The sequence below is a fragment of the Halorubellus salinus genome, from assembly GCF_020567525.1.
GTDB classification, from domain to species: Archaea; Halobacteriota; Halobacteria; order Halobacteriales; family Natrialbaceae; genus Halorubellus; species Halorubellus salinus.
The window spans coordinates 253,503-275,192 of record NZ_JAJCVI010000003.1 but is presented as its reverse complement, the minus strand read 5'-3'; the positions used below and the strand labels follow the sequence as shown (position 1 = coordinate 275,192).

Sequence of the window (21,690 nt, the reverse complement as noted above, 5' to 3'; positions counted from 1 at the left end):
GCGAATACCGGAAGAGAACGGTCGTCCGTGGATTCCCCGAGCGCGTCAGACGAGGTGTCTCGCCATCATGACCTCGTCCACGTACGCGTCGGCTATCTTGTAGTGGTCGTCGCGGACCGCTTCGGTCTGCCAGCCCTGGCCTTCGAGGAACTCGATCGCGGCCTCGTTCGTCGCCGGCACGGAGTTGTAGAGGCGTTCGTAGCCGCGACTCCCGGCCCACTCGACGCCGCGCTCCAGGAGGTGAGAGCCGATGCCGTGCTCGCGGTACTCCTCGAGGACGCCGACGGTGAGTTCGGCGGTGTGACTGAGCTTCTCGACCTCCGGGTGATCGATGTGTACCCAGCCGACGACCTCGTTGTCGACGCACGCGACGAAGAACATCCGCGTCTCCAGTTCGTTGCGTCGGAGGAGGACGCCTTCCTCCTCGAGGATGTGCGCGACGGATTCCGCCTCGACGTAATCACCGCCCTCGACGGTTCGGCGCATCGCGCCGACCAGTCCCGTGAGGTCCTCCTCGCGAGCCTGCCGGATGGTGAACGCCACCTCGCCGCTCTCGTACTCCTCCTCGGCACCGGATTCGTACGCGATGCCGAGGTGGTCGCGGTCCGGCTCCTCCAGGACGCCGTTTCGCTTCAGGATGGCGATGTGGTGCCCGAACGCTCGTTCGTCGAGTCCGACGGACTTCCGGAGCTTCTCGTACCGGACGGTGCCGTGGGACTCCACGTAGTCGTAGATCGCCTCGCGGTCCGCGTGGTCGAACTCGAGCTTCCCAGTCAGTTCCATGCCACCTGTTACCACCCCACAGTACTTAATGGTTGGTCGGGTGCGACCCGGCTCGCAGCGCATCGGCGACGAGAGGGCGGACCGACGACCCCCGTGCGGGGGACGTGGCGGCGACAACTACTTGATGCGGGCCGCCGACCCGGGAAACATGCCCGCCGTCCCCGTCTTACCGCCCGGTCGGAGGGAACCGTGGTAGACGCCGTCTTCTGGGCGCTCGTCGCGCTTGCCACCGTCACGAGCCTCGTCACCGCCTGGGCGCTCGGCGCGAACTCGAACTCGCCACCGTTCGCCCCGGCTATCGGCGCGAACGCCATCTCCACGATGCGCGCCGCGTTCCTCATCGGCATCCTCGCCGCGCTCGGAGCACTCACGCAAGGCGGCAGCATCTCCGAGACCGTCGGCAGCGGCCTCGTCGACGGCGTCGCCATCACGAGCCTCGGCGCGACCGCCGGTCTCCTCACCGCCACCGGCTTCATGGCGTTCGGTATCTACTCCGGCTACCCCGTCCCCGCGGCGTTCGCGACCACGGGCGCGATGGTCGGCGTCGGCCTCGGCCTCGGCGGCGACCCCGCCATCTCGACGTACCAGCGCATCGCGACGTTCTGGGTGCTCGTCCCGCCCGTCTCGGGTGGACTCGCGTACCTCACCGCGACGCTCCTCCGTCGCGACGACGTCCCCGACACCGTCGGCATCCCACTCCTCGCAGCCATCGTCGGCGGCATCGTCGCGAACGTCCGGTTGAGCATCATCCCCGCGCCGGGGGCCGCAACCCAGGGGAGTCTCGCCGCGTACGGGGCGAGCTTCGTCGACACCCCGACCGTCGAGGGCGTGGACGTCCTCGTCGTCGTCCTCACGCTCGCGTTCGCGGCCGCCAGCTTCCAGTTCATCCGGCGCCGAACGCAGGCGTCGGTCGACAAGGGCGTGAAGACGTTCCTGCTCGTGCTCGGGAGCATCGTCGCGTTCTCCAGCGGCGGCAGCCAGGTCGGGCTCGCCACCGGACCACTCGAGAACCTCTACGGCGTCGAACTCGGCCTGCCGAGCATCGTCCTCCTCGGGCTCGGTTCCGCCGGCATCCTCGGTGGCGCGTGGATGGGCGCGCCGCGACTCCTCCAGGCGACGAGCCGCGAGTACGCCCAGCTCGGCATCCGGCGCTCCATCGCCGCACTCGTCCCGGGGTTCATCATCGCGCAGGCCGCCATCGTCCTCGGCATCCCCATCTCGTTCAACAACATCATCATCAGTGGCGTCATCGGCGGCGGCCTCGCCGGCGGGAGCGCCGGCGTCTCCCGCCGGAAGCTCCTCACGACCGTCGTGTTCTGGCTCATCACGCTGTTCTCCTCCGTCGCGGTCGGGTTCGGCGTCTACACGGCGTTCGCCGCCGTCCTCGGGTAGCGTCGAACCCCCCACGACGAGACGGGCCGGTGACTACGCGCGCTCCAGCGTCCCGATCGTCATCTCGACGCCCGGACTGTAGTGCACGAGCGACGGCTCGCCCGCGGGGTCGATGTCGGCGGCGTCGAGCAGCGAACGTTCGGTGACCGTCGCGTCGGCGGGCTGGACCGGCCACGGTGGATGGCCGACCGACCCGACGAGCCGCGAGCCGAGCGGACCCGTCGCGACGTACCGCTCACGCTCCACGAGGAACGACGAGAGGGTATCGGGAGCCGTGGGACCCGGTTCGCCCACGGGCGTGTACGTCACCGCCAGTCGCGCCCGGTCCTGGCCGCGACGACGGGCGACGACCTCCGTCCGGTCGCCGTCCTCGAGCCGCCTCACGGTGGCGTGGTGCGCTGGCAACCGGAACAGGTTCCGCATCGCGTCCGCCACGAGCCGGTCGTTCACGTCGAGCGAGAGGAAGTGTATCGCTCGCTGTCCCGCTGGCGTGCTGACGTACGTTCGGAGGATCACCGCCTCGACGTCTCGGCGCACCGGAACGCCGAAGGCGTCGAACCGGTCGATCGAGAGCAATATCGCCGAGACCCACGCCGAGTCGTCGAAGCGGTCGGGCTCGGTCCAGTCCGGGATTCGATCGCGGATCGTTCCAGCGGCCACCGGCCAGTGCGCGAGACACGCGTCGGAGAGCGCGAGCGACAGCGGCCGGACTGCTATCGACATACTCGACCCTAGCGGTCTCCAGGCGCTTGAGGAACCCGCCGCGGGTCGGTCACCGATCCGCGTACGACGGTGCCCGCGAGGACCCGTAGTGGTCACTCCGTGGCGGTCACTCGCGGACGACGGTGACGGTCGTCGGCGCTCAGTCGCGGACGACGGTGACGGTCGTCGGTGCCTCCGCGACGACGGTGGTCGCGACGGTCCCGAGCAGGCGGCTCGCGAGCCCGGAGTTCCCGCCGTGGCCGCCCATGACGACGTGGTCGACCGCGTGGTCCTCGGCGTACGCGACGATGGTCTCCGCGGGGTCGCCGGATTCGACCGCGGTGTCGACGTCCCGGCCGGCTTCGGCGGCCCGGTCGCTGGCGCGCTCGACGAGGCGGTCGGCGCGCCGGCGCGCCTCCGACTCGCGGTCGCTGTCGGTGACGTCCTCGAGGATGCCGCCCTCGCTCATCGGCGCGTCGATGGGGACGACGACGTTCAGGACGGTGACGTCGCAGTCGAACGTCTCCAGGGCGTGGTCGAGCGCCGCGTCCGACAGCGGCGATCCGTCGAGCGGTACGAGTACGTGCGAGGGAGCCATACCGCTACTCGTCGCGGCCGACACAAGAAACCCCATCTCGGTGTCGAACCGGGACGTATTGCCACCGAACCGTGCGATTGCGAGTCGCGTCCTGTCAGTCGTACTGGTCGTAGAGGTCGCGATCGGGCCACGAGGAGACGCCGCTGAACGCGGTGATGAACGCGGACTGCGCCTCCCGGTTGAACGTGGGAAATCGGCTAGTGGATCGGCCGTTGAAGAGCACGGCTGCGGTGAGGTCCGCCGGTCCATCCCGGATACAGAACCCGTAGCTACCAGGGACCGAACCGTTGTGCCAGAGCGTCGGTTCGCCCGTCGATCTCGGGACGACGAACCACCCCTTCCCGTAGTACTGGTTCGCGCCCTCCCAGTGGTCGAGCGACGGTCGAGCGGTCATCGTCCCGCGAGTTCCCTCGTCGAGGACGTCCGGGACGCCGTCCATGCCGTCGAACCCACGGAAGAGCCGACAGAGGTCGACCGTCGACCCGACCCAGCCGCCGGCGGCGTCGAGCGTCCGCATGGAGAACGAGCCGTACTGTACCGGGACAGTGCCGCCGTCGGGGAAGACGGACTCGCGGTTCTGGTCGTCGTAGTATCGGACTTCGTCCTCGAGGCGCCCGCGGCGTCTGCTGTTCCCAATCTGCATCCGGTCCATCCCGAGCGGGTCGAGCACGCGCTCCTGGACGTGTTCCTGGTACGACCGCCCCGTGACCGCTTCGACGATCCGACCGAGGAACACGTAGCCGACGTTGGCGTACGCGAACGCCGTGCCGGGGTCGAAGCTGAGGTCCTGCCGGAGGACGTAGGTGAGCGTCGTCTCGGCGCTCGCCGGTGTCGTCTCTCCCTCTGCCTCGGCGATACGCCGGGACTCGAACACGGGGTCGTACCCCATCTCGACCTCGCTCCACCCGGCGGTATGCGTGAGGAGGTTCCGGACCGTGACGTCCCCAACACGCGGGTCCTTCGGACCGCCGTCGGGGACGAGGTCGGGGAGGAGGTCGACCATGCGGTCGTCGAGCGAGAGCTCGCCTCGCTGAACGAGTTCGAGGACGGTCACGGCGGTGATCGGTTTCGAGATGCTGCCGATCCGGAACAGCGAGTCCGGCTGGACCACCGCGTCGGTCTCGCGGTCGGCGTAGCCGTACCCGCGGGTGAACACGAGGTCCTCGCCGCGAGCGACGGCGACGGTCGCGGCGGGGACGTCCCACTTCCGCATGAAGTCGGGGACGTGCTCGTCGAACGCCTCGACGCCGGCGAGTGGCGGGCCGGTGGTCGGCATCGCCGGCTCCGTCGTCGTCTCGGTTTCGGTGCTGGGCTCCTGCGTCGTCGACGTCGGTGGTGCGGTCGTCACCGTGCGACCACCAGTGGTCGTCTGACCCGTCGTGGCGTCGGAGGACCTGTCAGTGCAACCAGCCAGGGCGGCGGTGCCTGTCGCGAGAGCGGCGAGGAGTGACCGCCTGCTACGGGATGTCATCGCTCGGACTTGACGGGTTCTTCCCATCAGTGTTTCGGACTCAACGAACACAGGACGAGCTCGAAATCAAAGCGTATGGAAGATTTCGGATAGCGTGGAAAAGCCACCAAGCCGTTCGACGAGGGTGGTTCGAACCAGTGCGTCGGCGAACGCCGTCGTTTCAGGTGTCGACGCCCGTGAGGACGGTCGCGGTGTCGACGGCGTCGTGCGTGTCGAGCAGCGTCTCGGCGGCGGTTCGGACGGTGACGTCGGGGTTGCAGTCGACGCCGTGGCACGCCGCGAAGAGTTCGAGGTACGCGTTCAGGCCAGTCTCGAGCGCGTCCCAGGCGTCGGTGTCGAAGTACACCCACGAGTCCTGCGTGCGCGCCTCGATGTAGACCGCCGCCGCCTCGCCGACGCCGTCGCGAGCGAACGCGAGCGCGCGCTCGTCGTCCGGTGGGTCCGCGGGCGGGTCGAACGCCTCGCGAGCCTCCGCGGCGCGCTCGCGGAGCGCGACCGCGCGCGCCTCGAAACCGTCGCGGTCGCTCCCGCTCACGGCCCCGCGGCGTCCGGCGTGGTCACCTGCAGCGTCCGCCATCGGTCACCCTTGCTTGTACTCGACGCCCTTGTTCCCCGCGGGGTGGTTCCAGTCGGTGTCCGCGACGACCGCGCACGTCCCGCACTCCACGCACGGCTGGGTGTCGAGACTCACGACCCGCTCTTCGTGACCGTTCGTCTTCACGGTCTCCGAGCGGTAACAGCCGCCGCCGAAGTCCTGCGCGCTCACCGGGCACGCCGACACCGCCGCGCCGCTTGCGGCGTAGGACTCGTCGAGCAACTCGATGTGCGGGTCGCCGACGTCGTAGGTGAGGTCGCCGATGCGGTCGTCGAGCGCCGGCGGCTCGATGGTGTTCTCGCCCGTGACGCGGTCGCCGAGCGCCTCCCCGATGACCGTCGGGAGCGTCACGTACGGCGTCTTCGTGTCCGGCATCAGCATCGACATGAACGGCGACGAGTACGCCGACTCGATGATACCGAGACTGTCCGCGGCCTTGATGCCGAACCGGCCGACCGGCGACTCGAGGACCCGGTCGGTGAGGTTCGTGACGGCGTCTCGTTCGCCGAGCGCGGCAGCGACCTCGTAGCGCTTCGGGCGGAGCTTCCCCATCACGCCCTCCTCGTGGAGCTTGCGCTCGTAGAGTTCGCCCGCGGTCGGCTCGGCCTTCCGGCTCTTCCGGGCGCGGGACTCGACGAACGCCTCCGCCGCGAGCGCGCCAGCAGTGACCGCGTGATTCATGCCCTTGATGATGGGGCCCTGCGCCTGCATCTGGCCGGCCGCGTCGCCGACGAGCACGAGCCGCCCGCGGTGCGGGCTCGTGTGCGCGACCTTCTTCGAGTCCGGCACGAGCTTCGCCGAGTACTCCAGTTCGTCGTACTCGCCGTCGAAGTACTCCGCGAGCATCGGGTGCGTCAGGAGCGCGTCCAGCAGCTCGTGGGGTTCGGCCTCCTCCGCGACGAGACTGTCGAGGTGGAAGACCGTCCCGACCGAGAGCGTATCCTCGTTCGTGTACACGAACCCGCCGCCGCGGACGCCCTCGAACAGGTCGCCCGAGAACAGGTGCGCCGCACCCTCGTCCGCGCCGATACCGAACCGGTCCTCGACGGCGCCCTCGGGGAGGTCGACGACTGCCTTGACGCCCTGGAACCACTCCTCGGGCTCCTCCCAGTCCATGAGGTTCGCCTCCCGGGCGAGCTCGCTGTTCACGCCGTCGGCCGCGACCACGAGGTCCGCCTCGATGGGGTCGAGCTCCTCGCACGTCACGCCCTTCACCTCGCCGTCCTCCTGGATGAGGCCGTCCACGTGCACGCCCGTCACGACGCCACCACCGGTCTCGCGAGTCCGCTCGTGCACGCGTCGCTCGAGCCACGAATCCATCTTCCGGCGCAGGACCGCGTCCGACCACTCCGTGTCGTGGTCGTGGAGGTCCGTGATGTCGTAGCTCTTGACCTTGTTCCCGGCGACGTTGTGGATGTGGTACTCCGTGATCGGGCGCTCGCTCGCTTGCTCGCGAAAGCCCGGGTAGAGGTCGTCGATCGTGTACGGTGCCGACTCCTCCGCGTAGATGAGGCCACCGGAGACGTTCTTCGACCCAGCCTCCGTGCCACGTTCGAGGACGAGGGTCTCCACGCCGTTGTCAGCCAGTACCGCCGCCGCCGCGGCGCCGCCGGGACCGCACCCGACGACGACCGCCTCGTAGTGTTCTCTATCGTCAGTCATTGTAATCAGTCGTCTCCGGCCGCTATCTCCTCGAGGCGTAACTCGCCCGATTCGACCGCTTCGGTCAGTCGCGGCAGGACCTCGAACAGGTCGCCTTGGACGTAGTAGTCCGAGAAGTCCCGGATGTCCGCGTCCGGCTCCGTGTTGATCGCGATGATGACGTCGGACTCGTCCATCCCGACCTTGTGCTGGATGGCGCCGCTGATCCCCGCGGCGATGTAGACGTCGGGTTCGACCACCTGACCGCTCTCACCGATCTGGCGGTCCTCACCAATGTACTGCTCGACGTGTCCGTCGAAGCTGTACGAGGACGTGATGACGCCCCGGGATAGCCCGAGTTCCGCGTCCTCGAACGCGTCGCGGAGCTCCAGCCCGAGTTCGATGCCCTTCGTCGGATCGTCGCCGATGCCGCGACCGAGCGCGATCACGACCTCGTACCCGGTGAGGTCGATGCCTTCCTCGAGCGTGTCGTAGTCCTGGACGTCGACGCGGAACCACTCGTCGGGCGCGTCCAGGTCGCTGTGGACGACCTCGCCCTCGCGTTCCGCGTCGGCTTCGGGTATCTCGAAGCTCCCCGGGATGACGCTCCCGCCCTGCGGGTGGAAGTCCCGATGGGGTTTGTCGAGACAGAGGATGGTGGAGTACTCGAACCCGGAGAAGTCCGGGCGCTTCATGTGCAGGACGCGCTCGAACTGGCGCTTGCCTTCCCCGCCGGTCTTCGCGGGGTTCGAGATGACGGTGTCCTCGATGTACAGCCCCGAGCAGTCGCTCGCGAGCCCGGAGTCGAGTTCCGCCTGCACCTGCGCGGAGAGGTCGCGGCCGTTGTTCGTCGCCGGGAACAGCACGTACCGCGGTTCTTCGTACTCGTGCCAGTCGCGCTCGCTGCGGTCCTCGCGACCGTACGGGTGCCCGTCGCCCCGCGCCACGTCACAGAAGACCTCCGAGTACGCCTTGTGCTGGAAGCGCGCCATCCGCTCGTCCTCGTGGACGACGACGAGGTCCGCGCCGTACGCGATGCAGTCCTCGGCGTGCCCTTCGACGTCGTCACCCATGAGGACGGCGACGACGAGTTCCTCCTCGTCGTACTGGTCGTTGTAGTCGTCCATCAGCTGGCGGGCCTTCCCGAGCATCTCCAGGCTCACGTCGACGAGCTCGCCCTGCTGGGTCTCGCAGTACACCCACATGTCGCGGTACTCGCCGTCGTCGACGCCGTGCACGTACTGCTTGTCCGCGGTCGGATGGTCGAGGTCGGGGTACTTTTCCTCGGGCGGCACGTACTCTTCCTCTTCGCCGTCGTCGTCGCTGGACTCCAGCTGGTCGAGGCGCGACTGGATGCGGTCCTTCGCCGTCGACCGGTCCTCGCCAGCCTCCTCGCGCTCGAGCATCCCACGAAGCGCGTCCGCGTCGTCGACGTCGCGAACGAGGTTCGCCATCTCCGCGACCGTGTGCTCGCTCGGATCGAGTTCCGTGTAGTCGATGGCGTCCTCGTCCTCGTCGTGGAGCTTGTCGATGCGGCTCTGGACGAGCGTCTTCACCGCGTCCCGGTTCTTGCCCTCCTTCTCTCGCTCGAGGACCTCCTCCAGGTCGCCGGCGTCCTCGACGTCCTTCACCTTCGGGCCGAGTTCGCTGATCTCGAAGTCGTTCGGGTCGAATACAGCCATGGTCAGTCACCTCCCGCGTACGGCGTGAGTTCCTCGACGACCTGCTCCATCCCTTGCGAGTCAGTCGGGTCGACGTCCGTCGCCTCCCGCTCGCTCGGTGCCTTCGGAATCGGGTCGACGCCGCCGACGATCGTCGGCGAGCCGTCCAGCCCGATGTAGTCCGGGTCGAGGTTCAGGTCCTCGTGGTCCCACACCGTCATCACGGACTCGTGGTCCTCCGCGCGCGCCTGAGTCTCCTCGCGGAGGTCCTTGTGGAGAAGGCGATGCTCGGCGCGCCGGTACGTCGGCTCGAACTCGGGGTCGGTGACGACGAACGCGGGCAACTCGGCCTCGACGGTCTCTATCTCCTCGACGTCGCCCTGCACGAGTCGCTTCGCGCGGACGACGCCCTCGTCCTCGTCGACGTCCAGCGAGATGACGTGCGTGAGTATCGGCCAGTCCATGCACCACGCCGCCTGCGGGCCGGTGTGGCCGGTCTCGCCGTCGGCGGTCTTGAACCCCGCGAACACGAGGTCGGGTTGCTCGTCGAGCTTCTGGATGCCGGTCGCGACCGTGATGGCGGTCGCCCACGTGTCCGCCGCGGCCATCTCGCGGTCCGACAGCAGCACGCAGTCGTCGCCGTACACGTCTTCCATGCCCTCGCGGAGGACGTCGCCGTACCCCGGTGGGCCCATGCTCATCAGTGTGACGTCACCGCCGTGGCGGACCTTCGTCTGGAGCGCCGCTCGCGCGGCGTGCTTGTCGTTCGGGTTCATCACCGTGGGGGTCTCGCCGCGCTCGAGGTGGCCGTCCTCGTCGAACGACACCACTCCCTCGCGGAAGTCGGGGACCCCTTTCGTCAGTACGACTGAATACATGCTATCTATCACCGTGAATGTGCTCGACTAGCATGGCGGAGGGAGGGATTATCACTGTGTCGGTGGGTATCATACACCGAGGACGGATTCGAGTACCAAGACGACTGGCTCGACGAGCCAGGCGAGTGACACCTACCACCCCGATGGATGGAACAGTCGCTACCGCACGCCGATTACTGGAACACCCGCTACCGCACGCCGATTACTGGAACAGACGCTATCGCAGCACGGCAGAGACGGCGAGGAAGACGGTTGGCGTTCGCGTCAGCTGCGGCCCGCGCGGCCGGGGTCGACGTCGATGGCGTCGACCGGGCAGACGTCGACGCAGAGCATGCAGTCGATGCACTGGCTCTCGTTCGCCGGGTCCGCCTTGATCTCGCTCTCGGGGTGGTCTGGCGTGTCCACCCACTCGAAGACGTCGACCGGGCAGTCCTCGACGCACGCGCCGTCGGCGATACAGATGTCGAAGTCTACGGCGACGTGCGTCCCGTGGATACCGAGTTCCTCGGGTTCGTCCACCGGCCCCCACACGTCGTGACCGTCGTGCTGCTCCACGACGTCGCGGTTCTGCTCGAAGTTCGGGTCTATGGCCATTGGTACCCTACTACACTCACGCCCACTACTTAAAACTTCGACCACGAGACCCCGGTATCCGCAAGCAAGCGTCACGGCCGAACGCGTTCGGCTCGCAACGTGTCGTATCAGTGGATTCGCGCCGGCAATCGTGAATGTCACGGTTCGGTCGCGCGACGACGACGCCGGGTACACCCGCGAGGACCTCGCCCACTCAACCACGACACCGTCGACCACTCCACGACGACGCCGACCGGAGCGTCGTCGACCGTCGAACGGTCCGAGTGTCGGGTCGTGCTCCCGCTCGAAGCAGGTCGAACCCGGCACGTCCGTCCGGCGAGACAAGCCTTTACGGCCGCCGCACCTACGTTCGGGTATGACCGAGACAGCGACGTTCGGCGGCGGCTGCTTCTGGTGCGTCGAAGCCGCGATGAAGGAACTCGAAGGCGTCCACGAGGTGACGTCCGGCTACGCGGGCGGGCACGTGGAGAACCCCTCGTACCGTGCGGTGTGCTCGGGCGACACCGGGCACGCAGAGGTCGTTCGCGTCGGGTTCGACCCCGAAACCATCGCCTACGAGGACCTATTGCGCGTGTTCTTCACAATCCACGACCCGACGCAGTTGAACAAGCAGGGCCCCGACGTCGGCACCCAGTACCGCTCCATCGTCCTGTACGAGACCGACGAACAGCGCGACCTGACGGAAGCGTTCATCCAGGGGCTCGCAGACGAGAACGTCTACGACGACGACATCGTCACCGAGGTCGACCCACTGGAGACGTTCTACGAGGCCGAAGCCAAGCACCAGGATTACTACGAGAAGAACCCGAACGACCGCTACTGCACGTTCCACGCCGACCCGAAGATCAAGAAGGTCCGCGAACAGTTCCGCGACAAGGTCAAAGCGGACTGACCCCGACATCCCGTGGCGGCGCCAGGGCCGACACGGACGTCTCCGGTATCGTTTCTCTCCCCCCGAGAACCACGCTCTCTTTATATCGGGACGGGTATCGTCTCTCTACTCGTTGAACTAATATGGCATCCATCCCCACCACCAAGCAATCCGCGAACAGGTTCGAGAGCACCATCGGTGGCATCACCGTCAACGGTCAAGCCCACTCCCTGAGCGCGTGGTTCGTCCTCGCACTCCGCCTCATGTTCGGGTACGCGTTCCTCAGCGCCGGCCTCAGCAAGGTCCTCGAAGGCGCATGGACCGCGCAAGGCTACCTCGCGTTCGGCGCCGCAGCGAACGGCAACCCCCTCGCGGGAATGTACGCGTGGATGGCTGACACCAGCTGGATGCTCGCGTTCATCGACGTCGCCGTCCCGTTCGGCCAGATCGCGATCGGCCTCGGGCTCATCGTCGGCCTCCTCGTCCGCCTCGCGGCGTTCTTCGGAGCCTTCATGATGACCATGTTCTACTTCGGGAACTGGTCCGTCGAACACGGCTTCGTCAACAGCGACATGGCGTACGTCCTCGTCTTCCTCGCCATCGCCGCGTTCGGCGCCGGCCGCATCATCGGCCTCGACCGCTACGTCGAGACCTACGAGTTCGCCGACGGGCAGACGCTCCTCGAGAAGTACCCGCGCCTCGACTACATCCTCGGCTGAACCGCCGAGTCCCCTTCCTCGGCTGAACGGCCGATTCCGCTTCCTCGGCTGAACCGCCGAGTCCGCGTTCCTCTCGTTTCCTCGACCAGCCCCGAGCGGTCGCTCGCTTACTCCGAGTACAGCGAGTACGTGATGATAGCGAACCCGATAGCAGTCAACGCCGACTCGATGACGAGCGCGGTGTTGCGCTCGACGTTCGTCAAGAACTGGTCGAACACGCCCGCGAGGAGCGACCCGACCGTGATGATACCGAACCCGAGCGCGAGATAGCCGAGTGCTCGCGCGTTCGTCCGGCGATACGCGCGATACGAGAGGTACGAGATGAGGCCTCCGAGAGCCAACGTGATTGCTTTCAGTGCAACGACCAGGGCCGGTGTGTGACTGCTCATGTTTCCTTTCGTACCTCGTTCCAGAGTTGTGCGAGTTGCTCGTCCGCCGACTGTGCGGGCCGCGAGATATCGACGGCGAACTCGCGGTCCTCGGTCAAACCGATCTCCACCGATTCGAACGCGAGCACGTACTTCGTCGTATGGTGGCCATCGGACCGGATCTCGGTGCGCTCGTCGAGTATCGACGCCTCCGTCAGGAGGTCGAGCTTTCGGTACGTCGTCGACAGCGGGATGTCGGTCGCATCCGACACCTCGTTCGCCGTCATCGCGCCCGACATCGCCTGGACGATCTTCCGACAGTTCGGGTCGTCGAGCGCGTCCAGGACCGACTGCAGGTCCGGCTCGGCGTCGTCGACGAACGGGTCCCGCACCATCTGTTTCGGGCTCGTCGGGGAGTCCTCAAAAACCTGCCGACGTCGAATCCCTGGCACGTCCCTCGAATCGCCCACCTACAGGCCGCATGGATGACCTCCGGGTCGATGCAACGACCTTCTCGGGGTTGGAACCGAACCGGTTCGGGTCGACCCCGTGCTGTTCCAAGACGCTGAGAACTGTTTTTCGACGACGAGAATCAGCGAAGCCCCGTTCAAGTAGGGGTCGATAGGTGTAGGTGTACAATGTCGGATCGTATCGGCGCTCCCGGCACTGGCGTATCGCGACGAGAATTCGTAGCGGCGACCGGTGGCATGGGTGCGGTCGCGCTCGCAGGTTGCACGACCGCATTCGAGGCCGAGCAGACGACGACCACGACGAACGACGTCGGCGCGAAGACCGCGGACCTCCCGGAGACCAGTCCCCCCGAGGTCGTGAACGTCGACGAACAGGGCGGGTCCGTGACGATGAAGTCCCAGCCCGCAGTCCACAAGCCGCATCCCGGCGACGCCATGGGTGGCCCCGTCGAGCTGCCTCGCGTGTGGGCGTTCTCCGCGGACGACGGCGACCCGAGCGTCCCCGGCCCAATCCTCCGCACCACCGAAGGCGAGGACATGGCAGTGACGCTCGACAACACGGACGGGAAGCGACCGCACACGCTGCACTTCCACGGCGTCTCGAAGAAGTGGGAGGACGACGGCGTCCCGACGACCACGGGCATCCGCGTCGATCCCGGCGAGAAGCACACGTACACGATCCCCGCGAACGTCCCCGGCACGCACATCTATCACTGTCACTATCAGACCCAGCGTCACATCGAGATGGGGATGTGGGGAATCTTCCGCGTCGACCCGAAGGGCTACGAGCCCGCCGACAAGGAGTACTTCTTCGGGTTCAAGGAGTGGGACTCGCGGCTCTCCCGCCAGATGGCGGGCGAGGACGTCCAGTACGACCCGCGGAACCGCAGACCCGACGTGTTCACCGTGAACGGGAAGTGCGCGCCGCGCACGCTCCACCCCGAGGACGGCAGTCCGATAATCGTCGAACAAGGTGACACCGTCCGCCTCCACATGGCCAACGGCGGCTACATGAGTCACCCGATGCACATCCACAACCATCGGTTCAAACGCATCGAGAAGGACGGCGGTGCCATTCCGGAGGCCGCCCAGCACGAGATGGACATCACGAACATCGCGCCAGCGGAGCGGCACACCATCGAGTTCGAGGCCGACGCCGACCCCGGCATCTACCTGATGCACTGTCACAAGGTCAACCACGTGATGAACGGGAACTTCTACCCCGGCGGGATGCTCGGCGGCCTCGTCTACAAGGAAGCGATGGACACGGACATCTTCGAACAGCTCATGGAGTACGCGGGCTACGACGGCTGAACGGCCGTCGCTCGCGACGCTCGATGCATTTCCCGGAGAACCACCTGAACGGTCGACTACCACGGTCCACCGAAACCGACGACGGATTCAAGAGATGACCGACGAACTCACTGGCCGCGACGCGCGGTACGATAGACGCACCGTCATGAAAGCAGGGCTCGCAGCGGCCTCGACAGCTGCCGTCGGTGCCGCACCCGCGGGCGCGAGCGGCGGGTCCGCGAGTGCCAGCGCGGAGGCGTCGCTGGAGGATTGGCTGAAGAACGTCGGGAACTTCGACGGTATCGTCGACGAACGCGGGAAGTCGACGGTGACCGTCGAGGTCGGTGCGAAGGGGAACGACGGCGCGTACGCGTTCGGGCCGGCAGTCGTCCGCGTCGACCCGGGGACGACCGTCGTCTTCGAGTGGACCGGCGAGGGCAGTCCGCACAACGTCGTCGCCGAGGACGGCAGCTACGAGTCGGAGATGCAGGGCGACGAAGGCGCGACGTTCGAGCAGTCGTTCGACAGCGCCGGCGTCAGCCGCTACTACTGCGGGCCGCACAAGCCGATGGGGATGAAGGGCGCCGTCGTCGTCGGCGACGTCGAGGTTGCAGTTCCGTCCACGGACGGCGCTGCGAGCGACGCCGAGAGCGGTTCCGGCGCTGGGGGTGACAGCATCGATTACGACGGGTGGTTCGAGAACGTCGCGAACTTCGACGGGACCGTCGACCGCACCGGCGAGAGCGAGGTGACGATAACTGTCGGTGCGGAGGGGAACAACGGGGCGTACGCGTTCGGGCCAGCGGCAGTCCAGGTCGACCCCGGAACGACCGTGACCTGGGAGTGGACCGGCGCTGGCGGTTCGCACAACGTCGTCGCCGAGGACGGCAGCTACGAGTCGGAGATGCAGGGCAGCGACGGCGATACCTACGAGCGGACGTTCGACTCCGCGGGTATCTCGAAGTACTACTGCGGGCCGCACAAACAGATGGGGATGAAGGGTGCCGTCGTCGTTGGCTCCCCGAACGCCGCTGCGAGCCAGGAAGGTGACGGCGCTGCAGACGGCGGTGACGACCTCTGGCTGTACGGGCTCGCAGCGGGATTGGTGGGCGCACTCCTCTCCCCCCTCCTCTTCGGTGCGTTCCTGCGTACGAAGGACGACGTCACGGAGAGGTCCGAACCACCCCAGGGACACAGGTCACACTGAGGTGTGACGCGTGAATCACGCTGACGTGTGAACGTCAGGGACGCTGTTGTGCTCTCGGCGGCGCGCTCGCTGGCCGCATCCTTCTGACGCCCTTCCACGATCTGTCGATTCTCGAAGGGCACGTGAGCCGTTATCTGAAAGCCCCGATTTGGCCGCGAAAGCCCCGATTTGACCCCACCCCCCACTGTGTCCGCTGTTCCACGCTGATTGCCGATGGAAGAACAACGGACATCGTGGAGGGTCGTCGTGGATCGGGAGTCGATAACTGCGGACATGGTGGTGTCGTTCGGGCGCTGTGGCAACCTGTCGTGTCCCACGAACAGCGTTCGCGTCCGTAGGAATCATCGCCCGCGACAAGGTCCAGCTGTATCGTGAGTGAGTCGGAGAGAGGCGGCCAAGGCGTGAAACGAGACGTAACGCCGCTGAGATGCCGATCCGCTGGTTCACCCGCCAACGACTGTTCGTCGCGTGTCACGGTTTGTCCGATCGTCAGGTCGACCGGTCGACGACAGCTGACGTCCACGGCCGATCTCCTCGAGGAGGACGGGACGGTCGACGAACGACCCCGGACACACTCACCCCACTATGTCCGCAGTTCTCGGTGAGTGGCGTGGGGGAGGGGTCTCGTGGCTGCACTCGGACGCGCTCGGCAACGCCGAGCCACCTCGAACGTATACTAGAAATCAGACACTATACAACGAGAGCTGCTAGCTCTCTTACTATAATCTCTTATCATAAAAATGGAATTGGAGAGGCTACGGACCAATTGCCTAGCGGGGGATATAAACTTTACCGTTATTTAGAGTTGCAGCCAGACCCCCTCCCCCCACCCTTCACAGCGACAACAGCGGACACAATGGGGGGGGTGTGTCCGCGACCTTGAGTTAAAGAAACGAGAACCGCGGAAACCGCGGACACTCCGGACGCGGTGGTTTTATGGTATTCCCTCGCATCCGTTCGGGTAAGATGGCGCTGTTCGAGCGAGACACGAACATCTACACCGACCGGGATGCACTCCGGGAGGACTACCAGCCCGAGGAACTGGTCGGGCGAAGCGACGAACTCGACACGTATCAGGCAGCCCTCCAGCCCGTCATCAACGGAGAGCAACCCGACAACATCTTCCTCTACGGGAAGACCGGCGTCGGCAAGACCGCGGCGTCCCGGTACCTCCTCGCGCATCTTCGAGAAGACGCCGCACAGTTCGACGACATCGACCTCACCGTCGCGATGCTCAACTGCGACGGCCTCACCTCGTCGTACCAGGTCGCGACCCGACTCGTCAACGAGTTCCGCGACGAGACGAACCAGATCTCGACGACCGGCTATCCGCGAGCGTCCGTCTACGAGATGCTCTGGAGCGAGTTCGAGGAAGCCGCTGGAACCATCCTCGTGGTCCTGGACGAGGTCGACCACCTCGAGGACGACTCCATCCTCTACCAGCTCCCGAGAGCGAGAGCGAACGGGAACCTGGAGACGGCGAAGATCGGTATCATCGGCATCTCGAACGACTTCTCGTTCCGCGACGACCTGTCGCCGAAGGTCCGATCGTCGTTGTGCGAGCAAGAGATTCACTTCCCGGCGTACGACGCGAACGACCTGCGTCAGATTCTCTCCCAGCGCGCGAACGTCGCGTTCCACGACGGCGTCCTCGCCGACGAGGTGATCCCACTCTGCGCAGCGTACGGCGCGAAGGACGCCGGGGACGCACGCCAGAGCCTCGACCTCCTGATGAGCGCGGGCGACATGGCGCGCGAAGCTGGGACGGAGACCGTCACCGCGGATCACGTGGAGGCTGGACGTGACGAACTGGAACGCGGCCGCATCCAGGAGGGGATCGGTGGCCTCACCGAGCACGGGCACCTCGTCCTGTACGCGCTCGTCACGCTCGACCTGGAGGGAGATACGCCCGTCCGGTCGAGAGACGTCCGCCCGCGCTATACGCGGTTCGCGGAGCTCGCGAACCGCGATCCACTCGTCCCGCGACGGATGCGCGACCACCTGAGCGAGCTCGCGATGCTCGGCATCATCAGCGTCACGGAGCGGAACGAGGGCCGCCGCGGTGGGACGTACCGCGAGTACGCGCTCGACCTCGACCCCGCGCTCGTCCTCTCGGCGCTCGAGGAGACCGTCGAATCGGTCGGAATCCACGACTCCGTGATGGACTTCGTCGACATCGACCCCCGAGAGGTCGTGAACGACGGCGAGAACGCGACGCTCACCGAGTACTGAAACCACTCACGAGGGCGCCGAGAGCTACCGCGTCGTCCAACGCCTTCGACGAATCCTGCGCTGTCACATGCGTTCGACGAGTGCTTCGTCGGGGGGAAGGACGTGAACGGGTCGCGAGCGCTCGGCGAACGCGATTGCCTGTTCCAGTTTCTCCGCTGTTTCGGCGTGAATCGTGAACACCTCGGCGTCACGCTGGAGTTCGGTGCCGAGCTTGCAGTGGAGCGCAACGCCGGCCGACGGGTCCTTCGGAGCGCCAGCTCGCCGTGCAAGTTCGTTCAGCTGTCGATTGTCGATGTGGGTCACGACGCCGCTGTTGGGGGCGTGAATCGTCGATCGGTAGGGACCGGGAGCGAGGTCCGCCATCGAGACGTCCGGATCACCGTTCTGTGCGGCGATTATCTCGCGGAACTTCGCGGCTGCGTCCCCCGATTCGAGGATCTCGGCTGCGTTCTCGGGGACGTTCGCGGTGTCGAGGAGGACTTGCGCGAGGGACTCGCTCTTCACCCGGAGGTCGCGAGGGCCACCGCCTTCGAGCACCGAGAGGACGTCGCGCGCCTCGAGGATCGGTCCGATTCCGTGTCCGATCGGTTGCTCACCTCGGGTGATGGCACAATAGATCTCCATCCCGAGGTTCGTGCCGACGCGACTGAAGTCCTCGGCCATCTCGCGCGCTTCCGAGAGGCTCTCGACCTTCGCGCTTTCGCCGTACGGCAGGTCGATGACGACGTGTGTCGCACCTGCGCTCTTCTTCTTCGAGAGCACCGACGCGATTACCTGACCCGGTGGGTCGAGCGAGAGCGGCGTCTCCGCTCGAATGATCTTGTCGTCCACGGGCGATAGGTTCACGCCGCCACCCCAGACGAGACAGCCGTTCGTCTCGTCGACTATCGCTTTCACCTCGTTGATCGAGAACTCGACGTCGCAGAAGACCGTCATCGTATCGGCGGTTCCCGCTGCGGAGGTCACCGCACGCGAGGAGGTCTTCGGGATGGTGAGTCCTGCGGCTGCGACGATGGGGACCACGATCGGCGTGACGCGATTGCCGGCGACGCCACCGATCGAGTGCTTGTCGACGATGAGGTCGCGTCCCCACTGGATGGTCTCGCCGACGTCCACCATACAGGTCGTGAGGCACATCATCTCCTCTCGGGAGAGTCCGTTGGCGTACACGCCGGTGACGAACGCGCTGAGTTCGACGTCGTTCAAGCGGTCCTGGTTGATGTCGCGGACGATGGCGCGGATCTCGTCCATCTCGAGTTCGACGTCGTCGAGTTTCTTCGTCAGGAAGGCGACGGAATCGGGGCGTGGCGCGATCGACACCGTCACGGTTCCCGTGACGTGTCCGAGGGAACGAGTGACGCCGAGCTTTCCCGGGGCGACGAGTTCGTCCGTGATCTCGACGATGCCGATGATGGTGCGGCCGTCCCGGTGGATCCTGATCCGGTCGAGCGGGTGGACGCCCAGCTCGCTCGCGTCGGTCGAATTGAGCAGGACCGTCGGGGTTCGGGTCCCGATATCGATCGCTTCGGAGACCAACTCCATGCGTGCAGTTCGCACTCCGTGGTAATAGAACGACGCGCCCGTCGGCGGTCCGCGAGGGGAGGTGACGGTTGGCGGCGGTACGAGCCAGTCAGGGGATGTCGTTCGGCGGGCGACGGTACGTGTCGTCGAGGTCGGGACCGCCGAGGGTCGTGTAGAGGTCGACGAGGTCGGCGACGTCGCTCCGGCAGTAGTCCTCGAGGAGGCGAGTGAGTTCTCTGTGGACGCTGGTCGCTTCGATGCCGGCGGTCACGTTGTCGACGTAGCGTTCGCCGATGACTCGACCGATGTGTCTCCCCTGCATCGCGTCGCCGTCGATCTCGTCGAGGTACGTGTCGGGGAACTCGTAGTCGTCGTACCAGACGCTGTCGTTGTCGATCCCTGCGAGGTCGTAGGCTTTCCAGTCGGGGAGGATGTGTTGGTCGTCCCAGAGTTCGTCGGCGTACTCGTCGGCGGCGGCGAGTGCGACGTCGACGTGATTCTCGAAGAGGGTCTCGGTTCGAGCGTGTATCTCGCTGTCGGCGGTCGCGTCGAGGGCTTCGGCCCAGTTGAGGAGGTGCTTGGCGTCGAACCACGCGCCGTTGTACGTGAGGACGCGGTCGACGGTCCGCTGGTCGCAGTAGTCGAACAGTCGTTCGAAGAGGCCCGTCGTGTGGGTGTCTGCCCAGTCGCCACGCCGGAACAGGACGGCGGTCTCGGGGTCGTCGTCCAGGTCGTCGACGTACGCGAGTCCGACGGCGAACCATTCGAAGTACCGCGTGTCGTTGGAGTGCTCGGGTGGTTCGTCGAACGGGCTCGCGGTCTCGATGTCGAGTACAAGCGTTCCCATTGGCGCTTCGATCCCACGCTGGCGTTCGGTTCGAGTGTAGATGTGACTTTTCATGCGGTTCGTCCCGGCAACTGGCCACGGGACCCGACTTGGTGACTGGCGCAGCGAGCCAGTCGTTTCGGTTCGCTCGAAGCAGGCCGCTTCTGGAAGTCGCTTACGGCGACAGCTTATGCCGGTGGAGGCCGGTAGTGTCGACATGACGTGCTGGAGCGATTCCGCGAATCGAACCACCCTGTCCGGGTCCTCGACGCGCGGCGGTGGTCGCGGTGAGTGACCGGCTTCCTGCCGAGTATCTGCCGCCGCTCCCGGCGCAGGTCGACGCGGTCCTCGCAGCCGTCGGCTACGAGCTCGCGACGGCTATCGATGCGGTCGACGACGAGGTCCCCGGCTTCGGTGGGCTCTTCGACCCGGCGACCGCGCACGGCGAGCTTCGGGACGCACTCGAACGCTTGCAATCGTCGGACCTCACGCGACCCGCGGTTCCGGAGCCGACAACCGACGGGTTCGTCCTGTACGTCGACGGGAGTTCGCGCGGGAACCCAGGCCCGGCAGGGGCGGGCGCCGTCGTCCTGGACACCGACGGCACCGAGCTCGCGCGACTCGGGCGGCCGGTCGGGTCGCGAACGGGGAACAACACCGCCGAGTACGTCGCACTCCAGCTCGGCCTCACAGAGCTCACGACGCGGTACGACCCACGCAGCGTGGAGGTCCGCATCGACTCGATGACGGTCATCCGGGACGTCTGGGGTGGCGACGACCCGACCGAACCCGGCGTGGACGCGTACAGCGACGCCGTCGCCGAATTGCTCGCGGGCATCCCCGACCACCGCTATACGCACCTGGCCGATAGCGACCCGAATCCCGCCGACGCGCTGGCGACCGTCGGTGCCGACATCGCAGCTATCGGCCCGCAGTGAAGCGACTACGGTCGTCGGTGGCCCCAGAGTGGTATCCCCGTCCCGGACGACGATGCGTGCAGCGTCTGGGGTGGGCGAACCGAGGTGCTCGCCGACCCCACCGCGTCCGGAGTTCTCACGTGCGCTGTCACTTGTCGCTCTGATGGAGGAGTGCGACGACCGCGACGCTGGCGAGGACCGCGACGCTGGCGAAGACGTCCGGGAGGACGGTGAGGGGACCTCGTCCGCCGACGACGCCGGCAGCGGCGCTCGTCACGAGGACGAGCCGGCCAGGAGTCGGGCACGTGTTGGACTCAGCCTCGGCACCGATTGGGTCCGTGTGGACCGACGAGTGCGACGTCTCGACGGGTTTGGTGGAGTGCGTGCGCGAACGGATGGGTAGTTGCTGGGTCCGGGTTGGGTGGGGGGCAGTGGAAGCCGCGGACGCGGTGGTGTCCGGGTAGGCGGTGAAAGTGCGGTCGTATCTGCGGACGCGGTGGTGTTCCGTTCGAGGTGGGGAGCATGGGTGACGTTGGGATACCTCCAGACCGAGTTCGTTCCATCAGCGTTCGTAGTGTCGGGCAGCGAGCGCGGACCGGGACCGAGTCGACTCGCTCCCATGCACACCGGCGTGTCCGGAGAAGCCCGTATCGATACGGTCGGCGAGCGTCGAGTCGGTTCCATGGTTCACTGTCCGGAGTGCGACGCGACGCTGGAACGACAGGAGGACGTCGAGTTCGGAGACATGGGCGCCGAGAGCGGGTTCTTCGAGGCCTCGGAGCGGTTCTACCTCGTCGCGTGCGGCGACTGTGGCGCCGCCATCGGGAGCGGCGTTGCGGGCGCACGCTGACAGCGTACGGTGCGGGCTGGCGATGAACCGACGCTCGGACAGCCGTCCGCAAGCGAGGTACTCGATTCTGAATTGCGTACGTTCAAGAGTGGGGCGCGTGG

22 protein-coding genes are annotated in these 21,690 nt (G+C 66.5%); 8 read left to right on the top strand and 14 right to left on the bottom strand.

Going from position 1 to position 21,690, the window contains the following annotated elements:
• Positions 1 to 45: 45 nt before the first annotated feature.
• Complete coding sequence (locus tag LI336_RS09620; RefSeq protein ID WP_227132910.1) at positions 46 to 783, bottom strand: GNAT family N-acetyltransferase; 738 nt, start codon at positions 781 to 783, stop codon at positions 46 to 48.
• Between the two features lie 189 nt (positions 784 to 972).
• On the opposite strand from LI336_RS09620, the gene LI336_RS09615 reads away from it, so the two are divergent.
• Positions 973 to 2,175: an inorganic phosphate transporter gene (locus tag LI336_RS09615; RefSeq protein WP_227132909.1), complete on the top strand. Its 1,203-nt coding sequence runs from the start codon at positions 973 to 975 to the stop codon at positions 2,173 to 2,175.
• 33 nt (positions 2,176 to 2,208) lie between these two features.
• On the opposite strand, the gene LI336_RS09610 is transcribed toward LI336_RS09615, so the two are convergent.
• The 8 genes from LI336_RS09610 to LI336_RS09575 all read right to left on the bottom strand — a co-directional run bounded on the left by LI336_RS09610 (position 2,209) and on the right by LI336_RS09575 (position 10,315).
• Positions 2,209 to 2,898, bottom strand: a complete 690-nt coding sequence (locus LI336_RS09610; RefSeq protein WP_227132908.1) for a YqjF family protein — start codon at positions 2,896 to 2,898, stop codon at positions 2,209 to 2,211.
• A gap of 139 nt (positions 2,899 to 3,037) precedes the next feature.
• On the bottom strand, positions 3,038 to 3,475 hold the full coding sequence (locus LI336_RS09605; RefSeq protein ID WP_227132907.1) for a universal stress protein: 438 nt from the start codon (positions 3,473 to 3,475) through the stop codon (positions 3,038 to 3,040).
• A 94-nt stretch (positions 3,476 to 3,569) separates the two neighbouring features.
• Entirely contained in the window at positions 3,570 to 4,823 is a 1,254-nt protein-coding gene (locus tag LI336_RS09600; RefSeq protein WP_227132906.1) for a serine hydrolase domain-containing protein, read from the bottom strand.
• 283 nt (positions 4,824 to 5,106) lie between these two features.
• Positions 5,107 to 5,523 (bottom strand): DUF8055 family protein, encoded by a 417-nt coding sequence (locus LI336_RS09595; RefSeq protein WP_227132905.1) that lies wholly within the window; start codon positions 5,521 to 5,523, stop codon positions 5,107 to 5,109.
• Between the two features lie 3 nt (positions 5,524 to 5,526).
• A complete protein-coding gene (locus LI336_RS09590) occupies positions 5,527 to 7,203 on the bottom strand; it encodes an FAD-dependent monooxygenase (protein WP_227132904.1) in 1,677 nt (558 codons plus the stop codon).
• A gap of 5 nt (positions 7,204 to 7,208) precedes the next feature.
• Positions 7,209 to 8,864: an electron transfer flavoprotein subunit alpha/FixB family protein gene (locus LI336_RS09585; protein WP_227132903.1), complete on the bottom strand. Its 1,656-nt coding sequence runs from the start codon at positions 8,862 to 8,864 to the stop codon at positions 7,209 to 7,211.
• Positions 8,865 to 8,866: 2 nt separating this feature from the next.
• Positions 8,867 to 9,721 (bottom strand): electron transfer flavoprotein subunit beta/FixA family protein, encoded by an 855-nt coding sequence (locus LI336_RS09580; protein WP_227132902.1) that lies wholly within the window; start codon positions 9,719 to 9,721, stop codon positions 8,867 to 8,869.
• A gap of 264 nt (positions 9,722 to 9,985) precedes the next feature.
• Positions 9,986 to 10,315, bottom strand: a complete 330-nt coding sequence (locus tag LI336_RS09575; protein ID WP_166042126.1) for a 4Fe-4S dicluster domain-containing protein — start codon at positions 10,313 to 10,315, stop codon at positions 9,986 to 9,988.
• 355 nt (positions 10,316 to 10,670) lie between these two features.
• On the opposite strand from LI336_RS09575, the gene msrA reads away from it, so the two are divergent.
• Both msrA and LI336_RS09565 read left to right on the top strand, forming a co-directional pair.
• A complete protein-coding gene (gene msrA / locus LI336_RS09570) occupies positions 10,671 to 11,207 on the top strand; it encodes a peptide-methionine (S)-S-oxide reductase MsrA (protein ID WP_227132901.1) in 537 nt (178 codons plus the stop codon).
• Positions 11,208 to 11,329: 122 nt separating this feature from the next.
• On the top strand, positions 11,330 to 11,905 hold the full coding sequence (locus LI336_RS09565; RefSeq protein ID WP_227132900.1) for a DoxX family protein: 576 nt from the start codon (positions 11,330 to 11,332) through the stop codon (positions 11,903 to 11,905).
• A 107-nt stretch (positions 11,906 to 12,012) separates the two neighbouring features.
• On the opposite strand, the gene LI336_RS09560 is transcribed toward LI336_RS09565, so the two are convergent.
• Both LI336_RS09560 and LI336_RS09555 read right to left on the bottom strand, forming a co-directional pair.
• Positions 12,013 to 12,294: a DUF7521 family protein gene (locus LI336_RS09560; RefSeq protein WP_227132899.1), complete on the bottom strand. Its 282-nt coding sequence runs from the start codon at positions 12,292 to 12,294 to the stop codon at positions 12,013 to 12,015.
• Entirely contained in the window at positions 12,291 to 12,668 is a 378-nt protein-coding gene (locus LI336_RS09555; protein WP_227132898.1) for a transcriptional regulator, read from the bottom strand. Before LI336_RS09555 ends, LI336_RS09560 begins: the two co-directional genes overlap by 4 nt.
• Positions 12,669 to 12,911: 243 nt before the next feature.
• Here LI336_RS09555 and LI336_RS09550 point away from each other — a divergent pair, with 243 nt between their 5' ends.
• The 3 genes from LI336_RS09550 to LI336_RS09540 all read left to right on the top strand — a co-directional run bounded on the left by LI336_RS09550 (position 12,912) and on the right by LI336_RS09540 (position 17,475).
• The gene (locus tag LI336_RS09550; protein WP_227132897.1) at positions 12,912 to 14,057 is read left to right on the top strand and encodes a multicopper oxidase domain-containing protein; all 1,146 of its coding nucleotides are present in this window, start codon (positions 12,912 to 12,914) and stop codon (positions 14,055 to 14,057) included.
• A gap of 94 nt (positions 14,058 to 14,151) precedes the next feature.
• Entirely contained in the window at positions 14,152 to 15,243 is a 1,092-nt protein-coding gene (locus tag LI336_RS09545; RefSeq protein ID WP_227132896.1) for a halocyanin domain-containing protein, read from the top strand.
• A 966-nt stretch (positions 15,244 to 16,209) separates the two neighbouring features.
• On the top strand, positions 16,210 to 17,475 hold the full coding sequence (locus LI336_RS09540) for a Cdc6/Cdc18 family protein (RefSeq protein WP_227132895.1): 1,266 nt from the start codon (positions 16,210 to 16,212) through the stop codon (positions 17,473 to 17,475).
• A gap of 63 nt (positions 17,476 to 17,538) precedes the next feature.
• Here the strand turns inward: LI336_RS09540 and LI336_RS09535 are convergent, their stop codons facing one another.
• Together LI336_RS09535 and LI336_RS09530 are read right to left on the bottom strand one after the other, a co-directional pair.
• Positions 17,539 to 19,017, bottom strand: a complete 1,479-nt coding sequence (locus LI336_RS09535) for an AMP phosphorylase (RefSeq protein ID WP_227132894.1) — start codon at positions 19,015 to 19,017, stop codon at positions 17,539 to 17,541.
• A gap of 88 nt (positions 19,018 to 19,105) precedes the next feature.
• A complete protein-coding gene (locus LI336_RS09530; protein ID WP_227132893.1) occupies positions 19,106 to 19,843 on the bottom strand; it encodes a hypothetical protein in 738 nt (245 codons plus the stop codon).
• Positions 19,844 to 20,109: 266 nt separating this feature from the next.
• Here LI336_RS09530 and LI336_RS09525 point away from each other — a divergent pair, with 266 nt between their 5' ends.
• Positions 20,110 to 20,760 carry a ribonuclease HI family protein gene (locus LI336_RS09525; RefSeq protein ID WP_227132892.1) on the top strand — a complete coding sequence of 217 codons (651 nt, stop codon included), beginning with the start codon at positions 20,110 to 20,112 and terminating at the stop codon, positions 20,758 to 20,760.
• Positions 20,761 to 20,887: 127 nt separating this feature from the next.
• On the opposite strand, the gene LI336_RS20135 is transcribed toward LI336_RS09525, so the two are convergent.
• Positions 20,888 to 21,016, bottom strand: a complete 129-nt coding sequence (locus tag LI336_RS20135) for a hypothetical protein (RefSeq protein WP_264475357.1) — start codon at positions 21,014 to 21,016, stop codon at positions 20,888 to 20,890.
• Positions 21,017 to 21,421: 405 nt separating this feature from the next.
• Here LI336_RS20135 and LI336_RS09520 point away from each other — a divergent pair, with 405 nt between their 5' ends.
• On the top strand, positions 21,422 to 21,589 hold the full coding sequence (locus LI336_RS09520) for a hypothetical protein (RefSeq protein ID WP_227132891.1): 168 nt from the start codon (positions 21,422 to 21,424) through the stop codon (positions 21,587 to 21,589).
• Positions 21,590 to 21,690 lie beyond the last annotated feature (101 nt).